Origin of the sequence: Pseudomonas sp. LS44 (assembly GCF_024730785.1) — a bacterium.
GTDB lineage: Bacteria > Pseudomonadota > Gammaproteobacteria > Pseudomonadales > Pseudomonadaceae > Aquipseudomonas.
On the sequence record NZ_CP102830.1, the window covers coordinates 1,561,372 to 1,578,436 of the forward strand.

The following is a 17,065-nucleotide window of genomic DNA, read 5'->3' on the forward strand; positions in this document are numbered from 1 at the left end:
CGATTCTAGGAGGCGTTCAGGCGGAAGATAAGCTGACGAATGAGTGATTCATTGTTGTCTGAACAGGCAATAATCAAGCGTTGCGGATATGTGAGAATCCGCGCCTTTGAGGCCCCTGGGGAGCGCGATGGATCTATTGCACAATATGCGCACGTTCGTGTGCGTCGCCGAGGCTGGCAGTTTCACGGCGGCGGCGCAGCGCATGGACCTGACCACCGCCTACGTATCGCGCACGGTGGCCAAGCTGGAAATGCGCCTGCATACCCGCTTGCTGCATCGCACCACGCGGCGGGTGGCGCTGACCGAGGCTGGTGAGCGCTATCTGCAGCGCTGCCAGCACATCCTGCGTTCCATTGAAGTGGCCGAAGCCGAGGCAGGTGAAGCGCAAGCGCTGCCCACCGGCACGCTCAAGGTGCACGCCATGACCGGCATCGGTCACCACTACCTGATCAAGGCCATCGCCAGTTATCAGGAGAGTTATCCGGAGGTCAGTTTCGACTTGAGTCTGACCAATCGCACCATCGATATCCTCGACCAGGGCTTCGATGTGTCCGTGGTGATCGCCGCCGAGCTGCCGGACTCCGGCTTCGTCTCCAAATCCCTCGGTCAGACCTTCAGCGTGCTCTGCGCGTCGCCCGACTACCTGCTCAAGCACGGCGCGCCCAGCACTCCGGCGCAGCTCAACGAGCATCGTTGCCTGCGCCTGGTCAACGCGGCGATGTCGCTGGACAAGTGGCTGTTCAGCGGGCCGCAGGGCGAAGAGCTGGTGACCATTCGCAAGACGCCGTTTCAGGTCAACACCGCCGATGCGATGACCGAGGGCGTGCGCGCCGGCATGGGCATCGGCGCGCTGCCGATCTATACGGCGACCAGCGGCCTGCGCGATGGCAGCCTGGTCCGCGTGCTGCCGGGCTACAGCCTCAACCACCTCACCGTGTTCGCGCTGTATGCCTCGCGGCAATACCTGGACGCCAAGATCCGCACCTGGGTCGACTTCCTACGCAAAGCGATGCCCGACTTGCTGGCCGCCGACGAGCGCTGCATCACCGAATTCAGCGGCTTGTCGCACACCGCTATCGCCAATAAATTGCGCTAGCACGGGTTGGGCAAGGAGTAGCGGGGAGGTGTTGCGCTGCGTATTCGCCGCTAGTAGTGTCGCTCCCGCCACGCAATTGAGCCGCAGCAAGGATTGCCATGCCCACCCTAAACCGCAGTGATGCCCAGCAACGCGCCGATGATATCGGTGTGTTCAACCGTGAGCTGGCCCGTCTCGAGACGGAGCAGGTGTTGCAACTGACGCCGGCACAGCACGCCAGCCTGCGCTGCCATCAGCAGCAGTTGCTCAGCAGCTACCTGGCCGCTTTCGATATCGATCACAGCCTGCAGGCCCGGCAGCTTTCGCTGGGCATGCGGATCGCCTCTTTCCTCGGCGCGTTGGCGCTGGCGGCGAGCGTGTTCTTTTTGTTCTATCAGTTCTGGGGCTTGTTCGGCGAATTCAGTCAGGTGGCGATTCTGCTGAGCGCCAGCCTCGTCTCGTTCGGCCTGACGCTGTGGGTGCAGCGCCGCGACAGCTCGGGCTATTTCAGCAAGCTGGCGGCACTGGTGGCGTTCACCTGTTTTGTTTTGAATATCGTCATGCTCGGGCAGATCTTCACTATCACCCCTTCGGACAAAGCGCTGCTGCCTTGGGCCGTTTACGCGCTGTTGTTGGCCTATGCCTGCGGGGCGCGGTTGCTGCTGGCGGCGGGGATTATCTGCTTGCTGGCGTTTATCGCCGCCCGTGTCGGTATTTGGAATGGCATCTACTGGCTGGGCTTTGGTCAGCGTCCGGAGAACTTCATTCCGGCGGCTTTGTTGATCTTCGCGGTGCCGCTGCTGATCGATCAGCGCCGCTTCGACGGTTTCAGCGTGATCTACCGGGTGTTCGCGCTGCTGGCGTTGTTCTTGCCGGTGCTGCTGTTGGCGCACTGGGGTGAGGGCAGCTACTTCGATTACCCCTCCAGCCATATCGAAAGCGCTTATCAGTTGCTGGGTTTCATGTTGGCGGCTGCGGTGATTTGGCTCGGCGTACGCCGTGAGTGGCCGGATGTGGTGAATACCGGGCTGACGTTCTTTGTGATCTTCCTCTACACCAAGATGTTCGACTGGTGGTGGGAGAACATGCCCAAATACTTGTTCTTCCTGGTGCTGGGGTTGAGCGCGGTAATGATTCTGCTAGTGCTGCGCCGTTTGCGCAGTCGCCATGGCCTGCTTGCCGGAGGTGTGCGATGAACTGGAGTCGCAGTCATTATCTACTTGCCGGCCTCGGCCTGATCGGTCTGGTCAACGCCATTGCCCTGGCTGGGGTTTACTGGAATCGCCAGGAGCCTGCCGACAGTCGCCTGCAGCTGTCCAAGCGCGAACTGGACACCAGCTATTTCTCCTGGCGCAAGGAGAACAGCAGCGTCGCCCTGCGCCTGGCTTACCGCTGGCCCAGTCGCGGCGAGGATAACGGCTACTACCCGCCGATCAGTGCCGAGAAGATGGCGGAGTTGGGCTTCAGCGTGCCCAGTGAGGTGAACGAAGACAGCGTGCGCCGTTATCGCCATCAACTGGACCGCGATGCGCTGCTGGTACTGGAACTCGACGGGCCGGCCTATCAACGCGAGCTGGAGCTGGTTCGGGCGGAGTACGCCGAGGCCCAGCGTTTGCACAGCTTGGCCCCGGATAACCAGAATGCGAAGGATGCCGCCGAGCACGCGCACGATGCCCTGCTGCGTGAGCAGCAGATTGCCAGTCGCTTGCTGGTGGTCGATGTCGGCCTGGACCGGCAGGCTCTGCGCACGCGTTATCCCGACCGGCTGCGTTACGCCATCGTGCGTGGCAGCGTACGGGTGTATGCCAATCGGCAGTTGTCGGAGTGGCCGGGCGAAGGCGAGGACTCGCGTTCCGAAGGCCAGCGCTGGGTCTGGCAGCTCGGCGGCTCGGCAGATACCCCGGGCGTGCAGAGCATTAACCTGCCGCAGCGTGGTCAGCAGACCGGCCTGGACTACGCGAGTACCGACAAGCTGTTCAGCGCCGAAATTACCTTTGGCCGGCGGCTGGAACCCTGGGTTACCCAGTTGCAGGCGCGACAACCTTAGGCCAATAGCGTTTCACGCACCTACGACCTTGGTTGAATGGTCGGCCGGCGCTGCCAGGCGTACAACATGGCTCATTCAACTCCTGCGTTGGTTTTGAAGTAGTTGATCGCATTCCACTCTCCGGAATGATTTGGGCGGCCGCCAAGGCCGCTTTTTTTTTTGCCTGCGAAAAAGCCCCCACGGCATGTAGGAGCGAATTCATTCGCGAAAGGATTGGGCCGGTTTATCGAGCCTTCGCGGATAAATCCGCTCCTGCAAAACGCACAGTCCAGGCAGGGCGGTACAAAACCGGTCGCCTAGGGCGGTAAGACGATGGTCGAATTGTTGGTGAAAGCAGGGGTGGTACAAATGTCCGCACTCACAAGAACAACTGTCACCGAGGTCTAACCCATGAGTGCCGCTTCCCTGTATCCCGTGCGTCCTGAAGTCGCCGCCACTACGCTGACCGACGAGGCCACCTACAAGGCCATGTATCAACAGTCGGTGATCAACCCCGACGGATTCTGGCGCGAGCAGGCCAAGCGCATCGACTGGATCAAACCGTTCACCAAGGTCAAGCAGACCTCGTTCGACGACCACCACGTCGACATCAAGTGGTTCGCCGACGGCACCCTCAACGTTTCCGCCAACTGTCTGGACCGCCATCTGGCCGAACGCGGTGACCAGCTGGCGATCATCTGGGAAGGCGACGACCCGTCCGAGCACAGGGAAATCACCTACCGCGAACTGCACGAGCAAGTCTGCAAGTTCGCCAACGCCCTGCGCGGCCAGGACGTGCACCGCGGCGATGTGGTGACTATCTACATGCCGATGATTCCCGAAGCGGTGGTGGCGATGCTCGCCTGTACCCGCATTGGCGCGATCCACTCCGTGGTGTTCGGTGGCTTCTCGCCGGAAGCGCTGGCCGGGCGGATCATCGACTGCAAGTCCAAGGTGGTGATCACCGCCGACGAAGGCGTGCGCGCCGGCAAGAAGACGCCGCTGAAAGCCAACGTCGACGACGCGCTGACCAACCCGGAAACCAGCAGCATCCAGAAGGTCATCGTGTGCAAGCGCACCGGCGCTGACATCAAGTGGAACCAGCATCGCGACGTTTGGTACGAAGAGCTGATGAAGGTCGCCGGCAGCGTCTGCGCGCCGAAGGAAATGGGTGCCGAAGAGCCGCTGTTCATCCTCTATACGTCGGGGAGCACCGGTAAGCCCAAGGGCGTGCTGCACACCACCGGCGGTTATCTGACCTACGCCGCGCTGACCCACGAGCGGGTGTTCGATTACCGTCCGGGCGAGGTCTTCTGGTGCACCGCCGACATCGGTTGGGTCACCGGCCACACCTACCTGGTCTACGGCCCGCTGGCCAACGGCGCGACCACCCTGATGTTCGAGGGCGTGCCGAACTACCCGGACGTCACTCGCGTGTCGAAGATTGTCGACAAGCACAAGGTCAATATCCTCTACACCGCGCCGACCGCGATCCGCGCCATGATGGCTGAGGGCAAGGCCGCGGTCGTCGGTGCCGACGGCTCCAGCCTGCGCCTGCTCGGTTCGGTCGGCGAGCCGATCAACCCGGAGGCCTGGCAGTGGTACTACGAGTCCGTCGGCCAGTCGCGTTGCCCGATCGTCGACACCTGGTGGCAGACCGAAACCGGCGCCACCCTGATGAGCCCGCTACCGGGTGCTCACGGTCTCAAGCCGGGCTCCGCGGCGCGACCGTTCTTCGGCGTGCAGCCGGCGCTGGTCGATAACCTCGGCAACATTCTCGAAGGCGCCACCGAAGGCAACCTGGTGATCATCGACTCCTGGCCGGGCCAGGCGCGCACCCTGTACGGCGATCACGATCGCTTCGTCGACACCTACTTCAAGACCTTCCGCGGCATGTACTTCACCGGCGACGGCGCGCGGCGCGACGAAGATGGCTACTGGTGGATTACCGGTCGGGTCGACGACGTGCTCAACGTCTCTGGCCACCGCATGGGCACCGCCGAGATTGAAAGCGCCATGGTCGCCCACCCGAAAGTCGCCGAGGCCGCCGTGGTTGGTGTGCCGCACGACATCAAGGGCCAGGGTATCTACGTTTACGTCACCCTGAACGCCGGCGAGCAGGCTTCCGAGCAGCTGCGCCTGGAATTGAAGAACTGGGTGCGCAAGGAAATCGGCCCGATCGCCTCACCGGACGTGATCCAGTGGGCGCCGGGTCTGCCGAAGACCCGCTCGGGCAAGATCATGCGCCGCATCCTGCGCAAGATCGCCACCGCCGAGTACGACACACTCGGCGACATCTCCACGCTGGCCGATCCTGGTGTGGTGCAGCACCTCATCGATACTCACCGCGACATGCAGGCCGCCTGACCGGCGCCTGTTGACGACGCCCCGTCCGGCCACAAGCTGGGCGGGGCGTTGTTCTTTCCGGCCGAAGCATCTGCGTAGGATGGGGCGGACCGCGCAGCAAGCGTTGTAGCCCGGATGCAATCCGGGAGGCCGGGCGGATGTCCCCCGGATTACATCCGGGCTACGGGCAGCCGTACAGCCGGTAGGATGGGTTGGGGCGCGTAGTCTGAGCTTGCGATACCCATGTAGGGGCGAGGGTGATGGGTATTGCTTCGCTCAACCCATCCGAGCTACGGAGCTGCCGAAGCGCGGGGTAACACCATCCCAAGCACAGCAATGGGGCATACGGGAACGTTATCGGTGCTGGAAAGCACGGCGTCCTGTGATCGGTCCCATTAAAGCGGGCCGGCGGGCATGCGGTTCGAATATTGCTTCACTCATTGGTTCGCAATTCTTCCCTGTTTCGGCACTTTCCTGCCGGACTGTCAAGGCCTCGCGCCCGCACACCAGTGCTTCTGTAATTAGTTGTCGCATTGAGGAAATTTCGGCTCAGGGGCTGTCGTTAGAATGCCGCTCACTCAGCCGGAACCCTTTGCAGTCCGCTTCTTATCCTGCAAATCCGCCGCTGCTTTCTACAATTCATGCACGGGCCGAGCGAAGTCGTCGGTTGCCGGCCGCACGCCCTAGCTAATTCGCAGGAGTCAGAAAAATGAAGAAGATTGCACTTCTCGGCGCAGTGGCGCTTTCCGTCCTCTCGGTATTCGCCATCGCGGACGATGCCAAACCCCTGCGTATCGGTATTGAGGCGGCCTACCCACCGTTCGCTTCCAAGGCGCCGGACGGCAGCATCGTCGGCTTTGACTACGACATCGGCAACGCGCTGTGCGAAGAGATGAAGGTCAAGTGCAAATGGATCGAGCAGGAGTTCGATGGCCTGATCCCGGCGCTGAAAGTCCGCAAGTTCGACGCCATCCTGTCTTCCATGTCGATCACCGACGAGCGCAAACGCTCGGTCGATTTCACCGGCAAGTACTACGCCACCCCGGCCAAGCTGGCGATGAAAGCCGGCAGCACCATGAACGACCCGGCCACCGACCTGAAAGGCAAGAAGATCGGCGTGCAGCGCTCCTCGGTGTATGACCGTTACGCCACCGACATCTTCGCCCCGGCCGGCGCCGAGATCGTGCGCTACACCTCGCAGAACGAAGTGTTCCTCGACCTGGCTTCCGGTCGCCTCGACGGCACCATCGCCGACTCGGTGAACATCGACGACGGTTTCCTGAAAACCGCCGCTGGCAAGGGCTTCGTCTTCGTCGGTCCGGACTTCACCGACGAGAAATACTTCGGCGAAGGCCAGGGCATCGCCGTGCGCAAGGGCGACAAGGCGCTGCAAGAGAAGATCAGCGCCGCCATCCTGGCGATCCGTGCTAACGGCAAGTACAAGGCGATCCAGGACAAGTACTTCAGCTTCGACGTCTACGGCAAGTAAGCCGCGCAACGTCCTCTCCCATGCATGGGGGAGGGCAGAGAGGGTAGCCCGGCCGGCTAACAGGCCGTTGAAGAATGTAGGCGAGGCAGCCGAGACAAGGCAAAAACGGCCGAAAAAGCGCAGTTTACGTGTTGTAAATGAGCATTTTGAGGCCGTTTTTAACGCCGTATCGGCAACGTAGGTAGTTTTTCAACGGCCTGCTAGCCCTCTTCGCCGGCTCCACTCCCATAGGCGGGGATGGCGCAAAATCCCGCCCGGCACCAGGCTCTTCCGAGGATTGATTAATGCTTCACGGCTACGGCTCGACCATTCTCGACGGTGCCTGGCTCACCCTGTTGCTGGCTCTGTCGTCGATGGCTATGGCGATTGTGCTCGGCTTGCTCGGCGCGGCCTTTCGGTTGTCGCCGATCAGATGGCTGGCGCTGCTCGGCGAAACCTATGCCACGGTGATTCGCGGGATTCCCGATCTGGTGCTGATCCTGCTGATCTTTTACGGCGGTCAGGACATCCTCAACCGCGTGGCGCCGCTGCTCGGTTACGAGGATTACATCGACATCAACCCGTTCGCCGCCGGCGTATTCACCTTGGGCTTCATCTTCGGTGCGTACCTCTCGGAGACCTTTCGTGGTGCCTTCATGGCGATCCCCAAGGGCCAGGCTGAAGCGGGCGCCGCGTATGGCATGAGTGGCATGCAGGTGTTCTTCCGCGTCCTCGTGCCGCAGATGATCCGCCTGGCGATTCCCGGCTTCACCAATAACTGGCTGGTGCTGACCAAGGCCACCGCGCTGATTTCCGTGGTCGGGCTGCAGGACATGATGTTCAAAGCCAAGAATGCCGCCGACGCCACGCACGAGCCGTTCACCTTCTTTCTTGCCGTGGCCGCGCTGTATCTGGTCCTGACCAGTGTCTCGCTGCTCGCCCTGCGCGCGCTCGAGAAGCGCTATTCGGCCGGCATCAAAGTCGCCGAATTCTGACCGGAGAACCCGCATGATTTTCGATTTCTCCGTGATCTGGGACAGCCTGCCGTTGTACTTCGGCGGCGTGCTGGTGACCCTCAAACTGCTGCTGATTTCCCTGGCCATCGGCCTGCTCGCCGCCTTGCCCTTGGCGCTGATGCGGGTGTCCAAGCGGCCGGCGATCAATTTCCCGGCCTGGCTGTACACCTATGTGATTCGCGGCACGCCGATGCTGGTGCAGCTATTCCTCATCTATTACGGCCTGGCGCAATTCCCGGCGGTGCGTGAGAGCTGGCTGTGGCCGTATCTGTCCGACGCGACGTTCTGCGCGTGCCTGGCGTTCGCCATCAACACCAGCGCCTACACCGCGGAAATCCTCGCCGGCAGCATCAAGGCCACGCCGTATGGCGAGATCGAGGCGGCCAAGTCGGTGGGGATGTCGCGCTTCAAGCTGTACCGCCGCATCCTCCTGCCCTCGGCGCTGCGCCGGGCGCTGCCGCAGTACAGCAACGAAGTGATCATGATGCTGCACACCACCAGCCTGGCGTCGATCGTCACCCTGATCGACATCACTGGCGCGGCGCGCACGGTCAACTCGCAGTTCTATTTGCCGTTCGAAGCGTTCATCACCGCCGGGGCCTTTTACCTCTGCCTGACTTTTATCCTGGTGCGCCTGTTCAAGCTGGCCGAGCGCCGTTGGCTGGCCTATCTGGCCCCCCGCAAGCACTGAGCGAGAGCTGATTCCATGTACAAACTCGAAGTTCAAGACCTGTACAAGCGCTATGGCGATCACGAAGTGCTCAAGGGCGTGTCGCTGGCGGCCAAGGCCGGCGACGTGATCAGCATCATCGGCTCCAGCGGCTCGGGCAAAAGCACCTTCCTGCGTTGCATCAACCTGCTCGAGCAACCGCACGGCGGCAAAATCCTGCTCAACAACGAAGAGTTGCAGCTGGTCGCCAATAAAGACGGCGGGCTCAAGGCCGCCAACCCCAAGCAGCTGCAGCGCATGCGCTCGCGGCTGTCGATGGTGTTCCAGCACTTCAACCTGTGGTCACACATGAGCGCGCTGGAAAACGTCATCGAGGCGCCGGTGCACGTGCTCGGCATGTCGAAGAAAGAGGCGCTGGAAAAGGCCGAGCATTACCTGGCCAAGGTCGGCGTGGCGCACCGCAAGGATGCCTATCCGGCGCACATGTCCGGCGGCGAACAGCAGCGCGTGGCGATTGCCCGCGCCCTGGCGATGGAGCCGGAAGTGATGCTGTTCGATGAGCCAACCTCGGCGCTCGATCCGGAGCTGGTCGGCGAAGTGCTCAAGGTTATGCAGGATCTGGCCATCGAAGGCCGCACCATGGTGGTGGTCACCCACGAGATGGGCTTCGCCCGCGAGGTGTCCAATCAACTGCTGTTCCTGCACAAGGGCGTGGTCGAGGAGCGCGGATGTCCGAAAGAAGTACTGGCCAATCCGCAGTCCGAACGGCTCAAGCAGTTCCTGTCTGGCAGCCTGAAGTGAATGCGAGCGACTAGACTGCCGACATGACTGCCCATCGAATTGCCTTCCTACTCTGGCCCAGTACCAAGCCGCTGACTCTGGCTCTGGCCGAAGAAGCGCTGCGTGTTGCCCAGCGCGTGCATCCGGACGTCAGCTACGAGGTGTCGTTCCTGCAGGCTGAGCCGACCGAGGAGGGCGCCTGGCGTCTGCCGGGCGAGGCGTGGGCGGGCAAACTGGAGGGCTATCAGAAAATCTTTCTGGTTGCCGATGAACCGCCGGCGCCGTTGGCCAATGCATTGGCCAATGCGCTCAAGCAACTGGCGCGTTCCGGTTGCGTGGTCGGTGGTCTATCCGCGGGGGTCTATCCGCTGGCGCAGCTGGGCCTGCTCGACGGTTATCGCGCCGCCGTGCACTGGCGCTGGCAGGACGATTTCAGCGAACGCTTCCCCAAGGTCATCTGCACCAGCCACCTGTTCGATTGGGATCGGGACCGGCTGACCTCGTGCGGCGGCCTGGCGGTACTCGATCTGCTGCTCGCCGTGCTGGCCCGTGATCACGGTGCCGAATTGGCCGGCGCGGTCAGCGAAGAACTGGTGGTTGAGCGCATCCGCGAGGGCGGCGAGCGCCAGCGTATTCCGTTGCAGAATCGCCTCGGTTCCAGCCATCCGAAGCTCACCCAGGCGGTGCTGCTGATGGAAGCGAATATCGAGGAACCGCTAACCACCGACGAGATTGCCCAGCACGTGTGCATGTCGCGGCGCCAGCTGGAGCGGATCTTCAAGCAATACCTGAATCGCGTACCAAGCCAGTATTACCTGGAGCTGCGCCTGAACAAGGCACGCCAGCTGTTGATGCAAACCAGCAAGTCGATCATCCAGATCGGCCTGTCGTGCGGTTTTTCCTCCGGCCCGCACTTCTCCAGCGCCTACCGCAACTTCTTCGGCGCCACCCCGCGCGAAGACCGCAACCAGCGGCGCAGCGCCAGCCCCTTCGAGCTCAGCCCGGCGGTCGTCGAGCGCGGCTGAGTCCAGCATCGGCGTACTGCTGCGCGAGTACGCCCTACCACGTGGCCTTGCGTAGGGCGGACCGGAACGCCGGCCGCTTGAACAGGCGTGTAGGGCGGACTCAGGAGCGTCAGCGAACAGTCCGCCACGGGCTCGCCGTGACATGCGTGCAATTTTCTCTTGCGTCCCGCGCCACGTGCATCACCTGCGTTTAAACTGCGCCTTTCCGTCGTTTTGTGTCGCATCGATGCAAGCCTCGGGAAAATCCGGGTGGGCGCTATAAGAAGTTGTCGCATCGCGGTAATGCCGGCCCGGGATCAATCCCTACAATCCTTTCAGTACTCGCCAGTCAAGGCGGTACGCTTCTTCCAGGAGAGCTTCGATGTCCGTTCAGCACGATCCGGTGCAACGCGCCGATTTCGACCAGTACATGGTTCCCAACTATGCCCCCGCCGCCTTTATTCCGGTACGCGGCGCTGGCTCGCGAGTCTGGGACCAGAGCGGTCGAGAGCTGATCGACTTCGCCGGCGGCATCGCCGTCAACTCCCTCGGCCACGCACATCCGGCGCTGGTACAGGCGCTCACCGAGCAGGCCAATACGATCTGGCACGTGTCCAACGTGTTCACCAACGAGCCGGCACTGCGCCTGGCCAAGAAGCTGGTCGAAGCGACCTTCGCCGAGCGCGTGTTCCTCGCCAACTCCGGCGCCGAGGCCAACGAGGCGGCGTTCAAGCTGGCCCGTCGTTATGCCCATGACGTGCACGGCGCGGAGAAATTCGAAATCATCGCGGCCAGCAACAGTTTCCACGGCCGCACGCTGTTCACCGTCAGCGTCGGTGGTCAGCCGAAGTATTCCGACGGCTTCGGGCCGAAGATCGCCGGCATCACTCATGTGCCGTTCAACGATCTGGCGGCCCTGAAGGCGGCGATTTCCGACAAGACCTGCGCCGTGGTGCTCGAGCCGGTGCAAGGCGAGGGCGGCGTGTTGCCGGCCGACCAGGCTTACCTGGAAGGCGCCCGTGCGCTGTGCGACGAGCACAAGGCCCTGCTGGTGTTCGACGAAGTGCAGAGCGGCATGGGCCGTTCCGGCGAGTTGTTCGCCTACATGCACTACGGCGTGACGCCGGACATCCTCACCAGCGCCAAGAGCTTGGGCGGCGGTTTCCCGATTGGCGCGATGCTCACCACCAGCGAAGTCGCCAAGCACCTGGCGGTCGGTACCCATGGCACCACCTACGGCGGCAATCCGCTGGCCAGTGCAGTCGCCGGCGCCGTGCTGGATGTGATCAACACCCCGCAAGTGCTCAGCGGGATCAAGATCAAGCATGAGCGTTTCAAGGCGCGTCTGCTGGAAATGGGCGCCAAGTACGGCATCTTCACCGAAGTCCGCGGCCTCGGCCTGCTGATCGGCGCGCAACTCTCCGAGGCCTGGCTGGGCAAGGCCAAGGATGTCCTCAACGCCGCGGAGAAAGAGGCGTTGATGGTGCTGCAAGCCGGTCCGGACGTGGTGCGGTTCGCGCCGAGTCTGGTGATTCCGGATGCGGATATCGACGAAGGCCTGGCGCGCCTGGAGCGCGCCATCGCCAAACTGACTCAGGCGTAACGGCAAGGGGCGCAAGGACGCGCCAAAACTCAAGTTCTGTGTGTGCCATGCCCCTCAGGCATGGCTTTCTCTGGGCAGTTCCACGTGAGTGGCCCAGAGCTTTTCTTCCAAGGAGTACACCATGCTGGTGATGCGTCCCGCGCAAATGGCAGATCTGCAAGATGTACAGCGTCTCGCCGCGGACAGCCCGGTGGGTGTCACTTCGTTGCCCGATGACGTCGAGCGTCTGAGCGACAAGATTGTCAGCTCTGAAGCCTCGTTCGCCGCTGAAGTCAGCTTCAATGGCGAGGAAAGCTACTTCTTCGTCCTTGAAGACAGCAGCAACGGCCGCCTGGTCGGCTGCTCGGGAATCGTCGCCTCGGCCGGCTATTCCGAACCGTTCTACAGCTTCCGCAACGAGACCTTCGTGCACGCCTCGCGGTCGCTGTCGATCCACAACAAGATCCACGTCCTCTCGCTGTGCCATGACCTCACCGGCAACAGCTTGCTGACCAGTTTCTACGTCGAACGCCCGCTGGTGGACACCACCTACGCCGAGCTCAACTCGCGCGCTCGGCTGCTGTTCATGGCCAGCCATCCCGAGCGCTTCGCCGATGCGGTGGTGGTGGAGATCGTCGGCACCAGCGACGAACAGGGCGATTCGGCGTTCTGGGATGCCGTGGGCCGCAACTTCTTCGACATGAGTTACAGCGAGGCCGAGCGTCTGTCCGGGCTGAAGAGCCGCACCTTTCTCGCCGAACTGATGCCGCATTACCCGATTTACGTGCCGCTGTTGCCGGATGCCGCTCAGGAAGCCATGGGCCAGGTGCATCCGCGGGCGCAGATCACCTTCGACATCCTGATGCGTGAAGGCTTCGAGACCGACCATTACATCGACATCTTCGACGGCGGCCCGACCCTGCACGCGCGCGCCTCGGGCATCCGCTCCATCGCCCAGAGCCGCGTGGTGCCGGTACGCGTGGAAGAGGGCGGTCGCGGCGGACGTCCGTATCTGGTTGCCAACGGCCAGTTGCAGGATTTTCGCGCGGTAGTCCTCGAGCTCGACTGGGTGCCCGGCAAGCCAGTCAGCCTCAGTGCTGAAGCGGCTGAACTGCTCGGAGTCGGCGAAGGCGGCAGCGTGAGATTGGTCGCGGTTTGAGTTTTTGAGCCTTCTCCCCGCGAGAAGGTGGCCCGCTGGGCCGGGTGAGGGCGCTGCCCTCGCTGCCGTCCGCTCTCCGTCGGGAGAGGGAGAGTCTCTGGAGGCAACATGATCGTTCGTCCCGTCCGTAGTGCCGATTTGCCGGCGCTGATCGACCTGGCCCGCAGCACTGGCGCCGGCCTGACCACCTTGCCGGCCAACGAGGAGCGCCTCGCGCATCGAGTCGGCTGGGCGGAAAAAACCTTCCGCGGCGAAGCGGGGCGGGCCGATGCCGATTATCTGTTCGTGCTGGAAAACGACGACGGTCAGGTCATCGGCATCTCCGCGGTGGCGGGCGCCGTCGGCCTGCGTGAGCCTTGGTACAACTACCGGGTCGGCCTCACCGTCAGCGCCTCGCAGGAATTGCAGATCCACCGCGAAATTCCCACCCTGTTTCTTGCCAACGACCTGACCGGCAACTCTGAGCTGTGCTCGCTGTTCCTCCACGCCGGGTATCGCAGTGGCTCGAATGGCCGCTTGTTGTCCAAGGCCCGGATGTTGTTCATCGCCGAGTTCCGTCAGTTGTTCGGCGACAAGGTGATTGCCGAAATGCGCGGCATGTCCGACGAGAACGGCCGTTCGCCGTTCTGGGAAAGCCTCGGTCGGCACTTCTTCAAGATGGAATTCTCCCGCGCCGATTACCTGACCGGGGTTGGCAACAAGGCCTTCATCGCCGAGTTGATGCCGAAGTTCCCGCTCTACACCTGCTTCCTCTCGGAGGAGGCGCGCAACGTCATCGGCCGCGTGCATCCGGACACCGAGCCAGCGCTGGCGATGCTCAAGGGTGAGGGTTTCAGCTACCAGGGCTATGTCGATATCTTCGACGCCGGCCCGGCCATCGAGGTGGAAACCGACAAGATCCGCGCGGTGCGCGATAGCCAGGCGCTGATTCTGGCGGTCGGTACTCCGGGCGACGATGCGCCGATTTTCTTGATCCATAACCGCAAGCGCGAAGACTGCCGGATCACCGCGGCCCCCGCGCGTCTGGCGGCGGGCACCTTGGTGGTCGATGCGCAGGTCGCCAAACGCCTGCAATTGCGCGCCGGCGATCAGGTGCGGGCAGTGGCCTTGTCGGCCCGGGAGAGCGTGTGATGAGTACCCATTACCTCAATGGCAGCTGGGTCGATGGTCAGGGCGAAGCCCTGGAATCGCTGAATCCCGTCACCCAAACAGTCGTCTGGAGTGGCCGCGGCGCCAGTGCCGCGCAGGTCGCCGCTGCGGTGCACGCGGCGCGCTTGGCCTTTCCGAGTTGGGCGCGGCGCTCCTTGGATGACCGTATCGGCGTGCTCGAACAATTCGCCGCCTGCCTCAAGGCGCACGCCGACGAACTGGCCCAGGCGATCGGCGAGGAAACCGGCAAGCCGCTCTGGGAGTCGGCCACCGAAGTGACCAGCATGGTCAACAAGGTGGCGATTTCGATCCAGAGCTACCGCGAGCGCACCGGCGAGAAAAGCGGTCCGCTGGCCGATGCCACCGCGGTGCTGCGCCACAAGCCGCACGGCGTGGTCGCGGTGTTCGGCCCATACAATTTCCCCGGCCACTTGCCCAATGGACACATCGTCCCGGCGCTGCTGGCTGGCAACACGGTGATTTTCAAGCCCAGCGAGCTGACCCCGAAAGTCGCCGAGCTGACGGTCAAGTGCTGGATCGAGGCGGGGCTGCCGGCCGGCGTGCTCAATCTGGTCCAGGGCGCGCGCGAGACCGGCATGGCGCTGGCCGCCAATCCGGGCATCGATGGCCTGTTCTTCACCGGTTCGAGCCGCACCGGCACGCTGCTGCACAATCAATTCGCTGGTCGTCCGGACAAGATTCTCGCCCTGGAAATGGGCGGCAATAACCCGCTGATCGTCGATCAGGTGCAGGACGTCGACGCGGCGGTCTACACCATCATCCAATCGGCGTTCATTTCTGCGGGCCAGCGCTGCACCTGCGCACGCCGCCTGTTGGTGCCGCAAGGCGCGTGGGGCGATGCGCTGCTGGCGCGCCTGGTGGCGGTCAGCGCCAGCCTGCGGGTCGGCGCGTTCGACGAGCAACCGGCACCGTTTATGGGCTCGGTGATCTCCCTGGTCGCGGCCGAACATTTGCTCAAGGCCCAGTTGCATCTGATCACCCACGGCGCGCTGCCATTGCTGCAGATGACTCAGCCCCTGGCCGGCGCGGCGTTGCTCACCCCGGGCATTCTCGATGTCACGGCGGCGGCTGAACGTGCCGATGAAGAGTTCTTCGGCCCGCTGCTGCAAGTGATCCGCTATGTCGATTTCGACGCCGCCATCGCGGAAGCCAACGCTACCCAATATGGCCTGGCTGCCGGCCTGCTGTCGGATTCGCGCGAGCGCTATCAGCAGTTCTGGCTGGAAAGTCGCGCCGGCATCGTCAACTGGAACAAGCAGCTCACTGGCGCGGCCAGCAGCGCGCCGTTCGGCGGCGTCGGCGGGTCCGGCAATCATCGCGCCAGCGCCTACTACGCGGCGGACTACTGCGCCTACCCGGTCGCCTCGTTGGAGAGCGACAGCCTGAGTCTGCCCGCCACTCTGACTCCGGGAGTAAGCCTGTGAAAGCCTATGAAGTGAACTTTGATGGCCTGGTCGGGCCGACCCACAACTATGGCGGGCTCTCCTACGGCAACGTCGCCTCGCAGTCCAACAGCCAGGCCTCGTCCAACCCGAAAGAGGCCGCCAAGCAAGGGCTGGCGAAGATGAAGGCGCTGATGGACATGGGCTTCAAGCAGGGCGTGCTGGCCCCGCAAGAACGTCCGGATGTGGTCGCGTTGCGCAGTCTCGGCTTTACCGGGACCGATGCCCAGGTCGTCGAAAAAGCCGCCAAAGAGGCCTTTCCGCTGCTTGCCGCGTGCAGCTCGGCGTCCAGTATGTGGACGGCCAACGCTTGCACCGTCAGCCCCAGCGCCGACACCGCCGATGGCCGCGTGCATTTCACCGCCGCCAACCTCAACTGCAAGTTCCACCGCAGCATCGAGCACCCGACCACCAGCCGCGTGCTGGCGGCCATGTTCGCCAGCGAACCGCACTTCGCCCACCACGCGGCGCTGCCGGCGGTGGCGCAGTTCGGCGACGAAGGCGCGGCCAACCACACGCGCTTTTGCAAAAGCTACGGCGAAGCCGGCGTGGAATTCTTCGTGTTCGGCCGTAGCGCTTTCGACAGCCGCTTCCCCGCACCGCAGCGTTACCCGGCGCGGCAAACCCTGGAGGCCTGCCAGGCCGTTGCCCGTTTGCACGGGCTGGACGAGCAGGGTGTGGTCTACGCGCAACAGAACCCGGCGGTGATCGATCAGGGTGTGTTCCACAACGACGTGATCGCGGTCGGTAACGGCGAAGTGCTGTTCCATCACGAAGATGCCTTCCTCAATACCGAACACGTGCTCGCCGAGCTGCACGGCAAACTCAGCCAGCGCGGCGCACGCTTCCAGGCGTTGTGCGTGCCGCGTGATGCGGTCTCGGTGGAAGATGCGGTGGGCTCCTATCTGTTCAACAGCCAACTGTTGACCCGCGCCGATGGTTCTATGCTGCTGGTAGTGCCGGAGGAGTGCCGTTACAACGAGCGCGTCAGGGCCTATCTGGCGCAACTGACCGCCGACGACGGGCCGATCAGCGAGGTCAAGGCGTTCGACCTCAAGCAAAGCATGCAGAACGGCGGCGGGCCGGCATGCCTGCGCTTGCGCGTGGCGCTCAACGAGCAGGAACTGGCCGCGGTCAATCCGAACGTGGTGATGACGGCGTCGCTGTACGAAACCCTCAATCAGTGGGTCGACAAGCATTACCGCGACCGCTTGAGCGAAAGCGATCTGGGCGACCCGCAATTGCTGAATGAATGCCGTACGTCATTGGACGAGCTGACGCAGATCCTTAAACTTGGCTCGGTTTATCCTTTCCAACTCACTTAAGA

At 63.0% G+C, this 17,065-nt stretch carries 14 protein-coding genes; all 14 read left to right on the forward strand.

From position 1 onward, the window contains the following. Positions 1 to 127: 127 nt before the first annotated feature. Positions 128 to 1,096, forward strand: coding sequence for a LysR family transcriptional regulator (locus tag NVV93_RS07090; protein WP_258253729.1), 969 nt, complete (start codon positions 128 to 130; stop codon positions 1,094 to 1,096). A gap of 98 nt (positions 1,097 to 1,194) precedes the next feature. Then, positions 1,195 to 2,271 (forward strand): DUF2157 domain-containing protein, encoded by a 1,077-nt coding sequence (locus tag NVV93_RS07095; protein WP_258253730.1) that lies wholly within the window; start codon positions 1,195 to 1,197, stop codon positions 2,269 to 2,271. Then, entirely contained in the window at positions 2,268 to 3,122 is an 855-nt protein-coding gene (locus NVV93_RS07100) for a DUF4824 family protein (RefSeq protein ID WP_258253731.1), read from the forward strand. The genes NVV93_RS07095 and NVV93_RS07100 overlap by 4 nt, the downstream gene beginning before the upstream one ends. A 390-nt stretch (positions 3,123 to 3,512) precedes the next feature. Next, positions 3,513 to 5,468 (forward strand): acetate--CoA ligase, encoded by a 1,956-nt coding sequence (acs, locus tag NVV93_RS07105; RefSeq protein ID WP_258253732.1) that lies wholly within the window; start codon positions 3,513 to 3,515, stop codon positions 5,466 to 5,468. 688 nt (positions 5,469 to 6,156) lie between these two features. Further along, positions 6,157 to 6,936, forward strand: coding sequence for an ABC transporter substrate-binding protein (locus NVV93_RS07110; protein WP_258253733.1), 780 nt, complete (start codon positions 6,157 to 6,159; stop codon positions 6,934 to 6,936). A 284-nt stretch (positions 6,937 to 7,220) separates the two neighbouring features. Next, the gene (locus tag NVV93_RS07115; protein WP_258253734.1) at positions 7,221 to 7,910 is read left to right on the forward strand and encodes an ABC transporter permease; all 690 of its coding nucleotides are present in this window, start codon (positions 7,221 to 7,223) and stop codon (positions 7,908 to 7,910) included. 13 nt (positions 7,911 to 7,923) lie between these two features. After that, positions 7,924 to 8,622 carry an ABC transporter permease gene (locus NVV93_RS07120; RefSeq protein ID WP_258253735.1) on the forward strand — a complete coding sequence of 233 codons (699 nt, stop codon included), beginning with the start codon at positions 7,924 to 7,926 and terminating at the stop codon, positions 8,620 to 8,622. A gap of 15 nt (positions 8,623 to 8,637) precedes the next feature. Beyond that, entirely contained in the window at positions 8,638 to 9,402 is a 765-nt protein-coding gene (locus tag NVV93_RS07125) for an ABC transporter ATP-binding protein (RefSeq protein WP_258253736.1), read from the forward strand. A 23-nt stretch (positions 9,403 to 9,425) separates the two neighbouring features. After that, entirely contained in the window at positions 9,426 to 10,406 is a 981-nt protein-coding gene (argR, locus tag NVV93_RS07130) for a transcriptional regulator ArgR (protein WP_258253737.1), read from the forward strand. A 361-nt stretch (positions 10,407 to 10,767) separates the two neighbouring features. Further along, positions 10,768 to 11,988 carry an aspartate aminotransferase family protein gene (locus NVV93_RS07135; protein WP_258253738.1) on the forward strand — a complete coding sequence of 407 codons (1,221 nt, stop codon included), beginning with the start codon at positions 10,768 to 10,770 and terminating at the stop codon, positions 11,986 to 11,988. Between the two features lie 121 nt (positions 11,989 to 12,109). Beyond that, on the forward strand, positions 12,110 to 13,126 hold the full coding sequence (gene aruF / locus NVV93_RS07140; RefSeq protein ID WP_258253739.1) for an arginine/ornithine succinyltransferase subunit alpha: 1,017 nt from the start codon (positions 12,110 to 12,112) through the stop codon (positions 13,124 to 13,126). Between the two features lie 108 nt (positions 13,127 to 13,234). Further along, positions 13,235 to 14,257 (forward strand): arginine N-succinyltransferase, encoded by a 1,023-nt coding sequence (gene astA, locus NVV93_RS07145; protein ID WP_258253740.1) that lies wholly within the window; start codon positions 13,235 to 13,237, stop codon positions 14,255 to 14,257. Further along, entirely contained in the window at positions 14,254 to 15,720 is a 1,467-nt protein-coding gene (gene astD, locus NVV93_RS07150; protein ID WP_258253741.1) for a succinylglutamate-semialdehyde dehydrogenase, read from the forward strand. Before astA ends, astD begins: the two co-directional genes overlap by 4 nt. Continuing rightward, the gene (gene astB, locus NVV93_RS07155) at positions 15,717 to 17,063 is read left to right on the forward strand and encodes an N-succinylarginine dihydrolase (RefSeq protein ID WP_258253742.1); all 1,347 of its coding nucleotides are present in this window, start codon (positions 15,717 to 15,719) and stop codon (positions 17,061 to 17,063) included. Before astD ends, astB begins: the two co-directional genes overlap by 4 nt. Positions 17,064 to 17,065 lie beyond the last annotated feature (2 nt).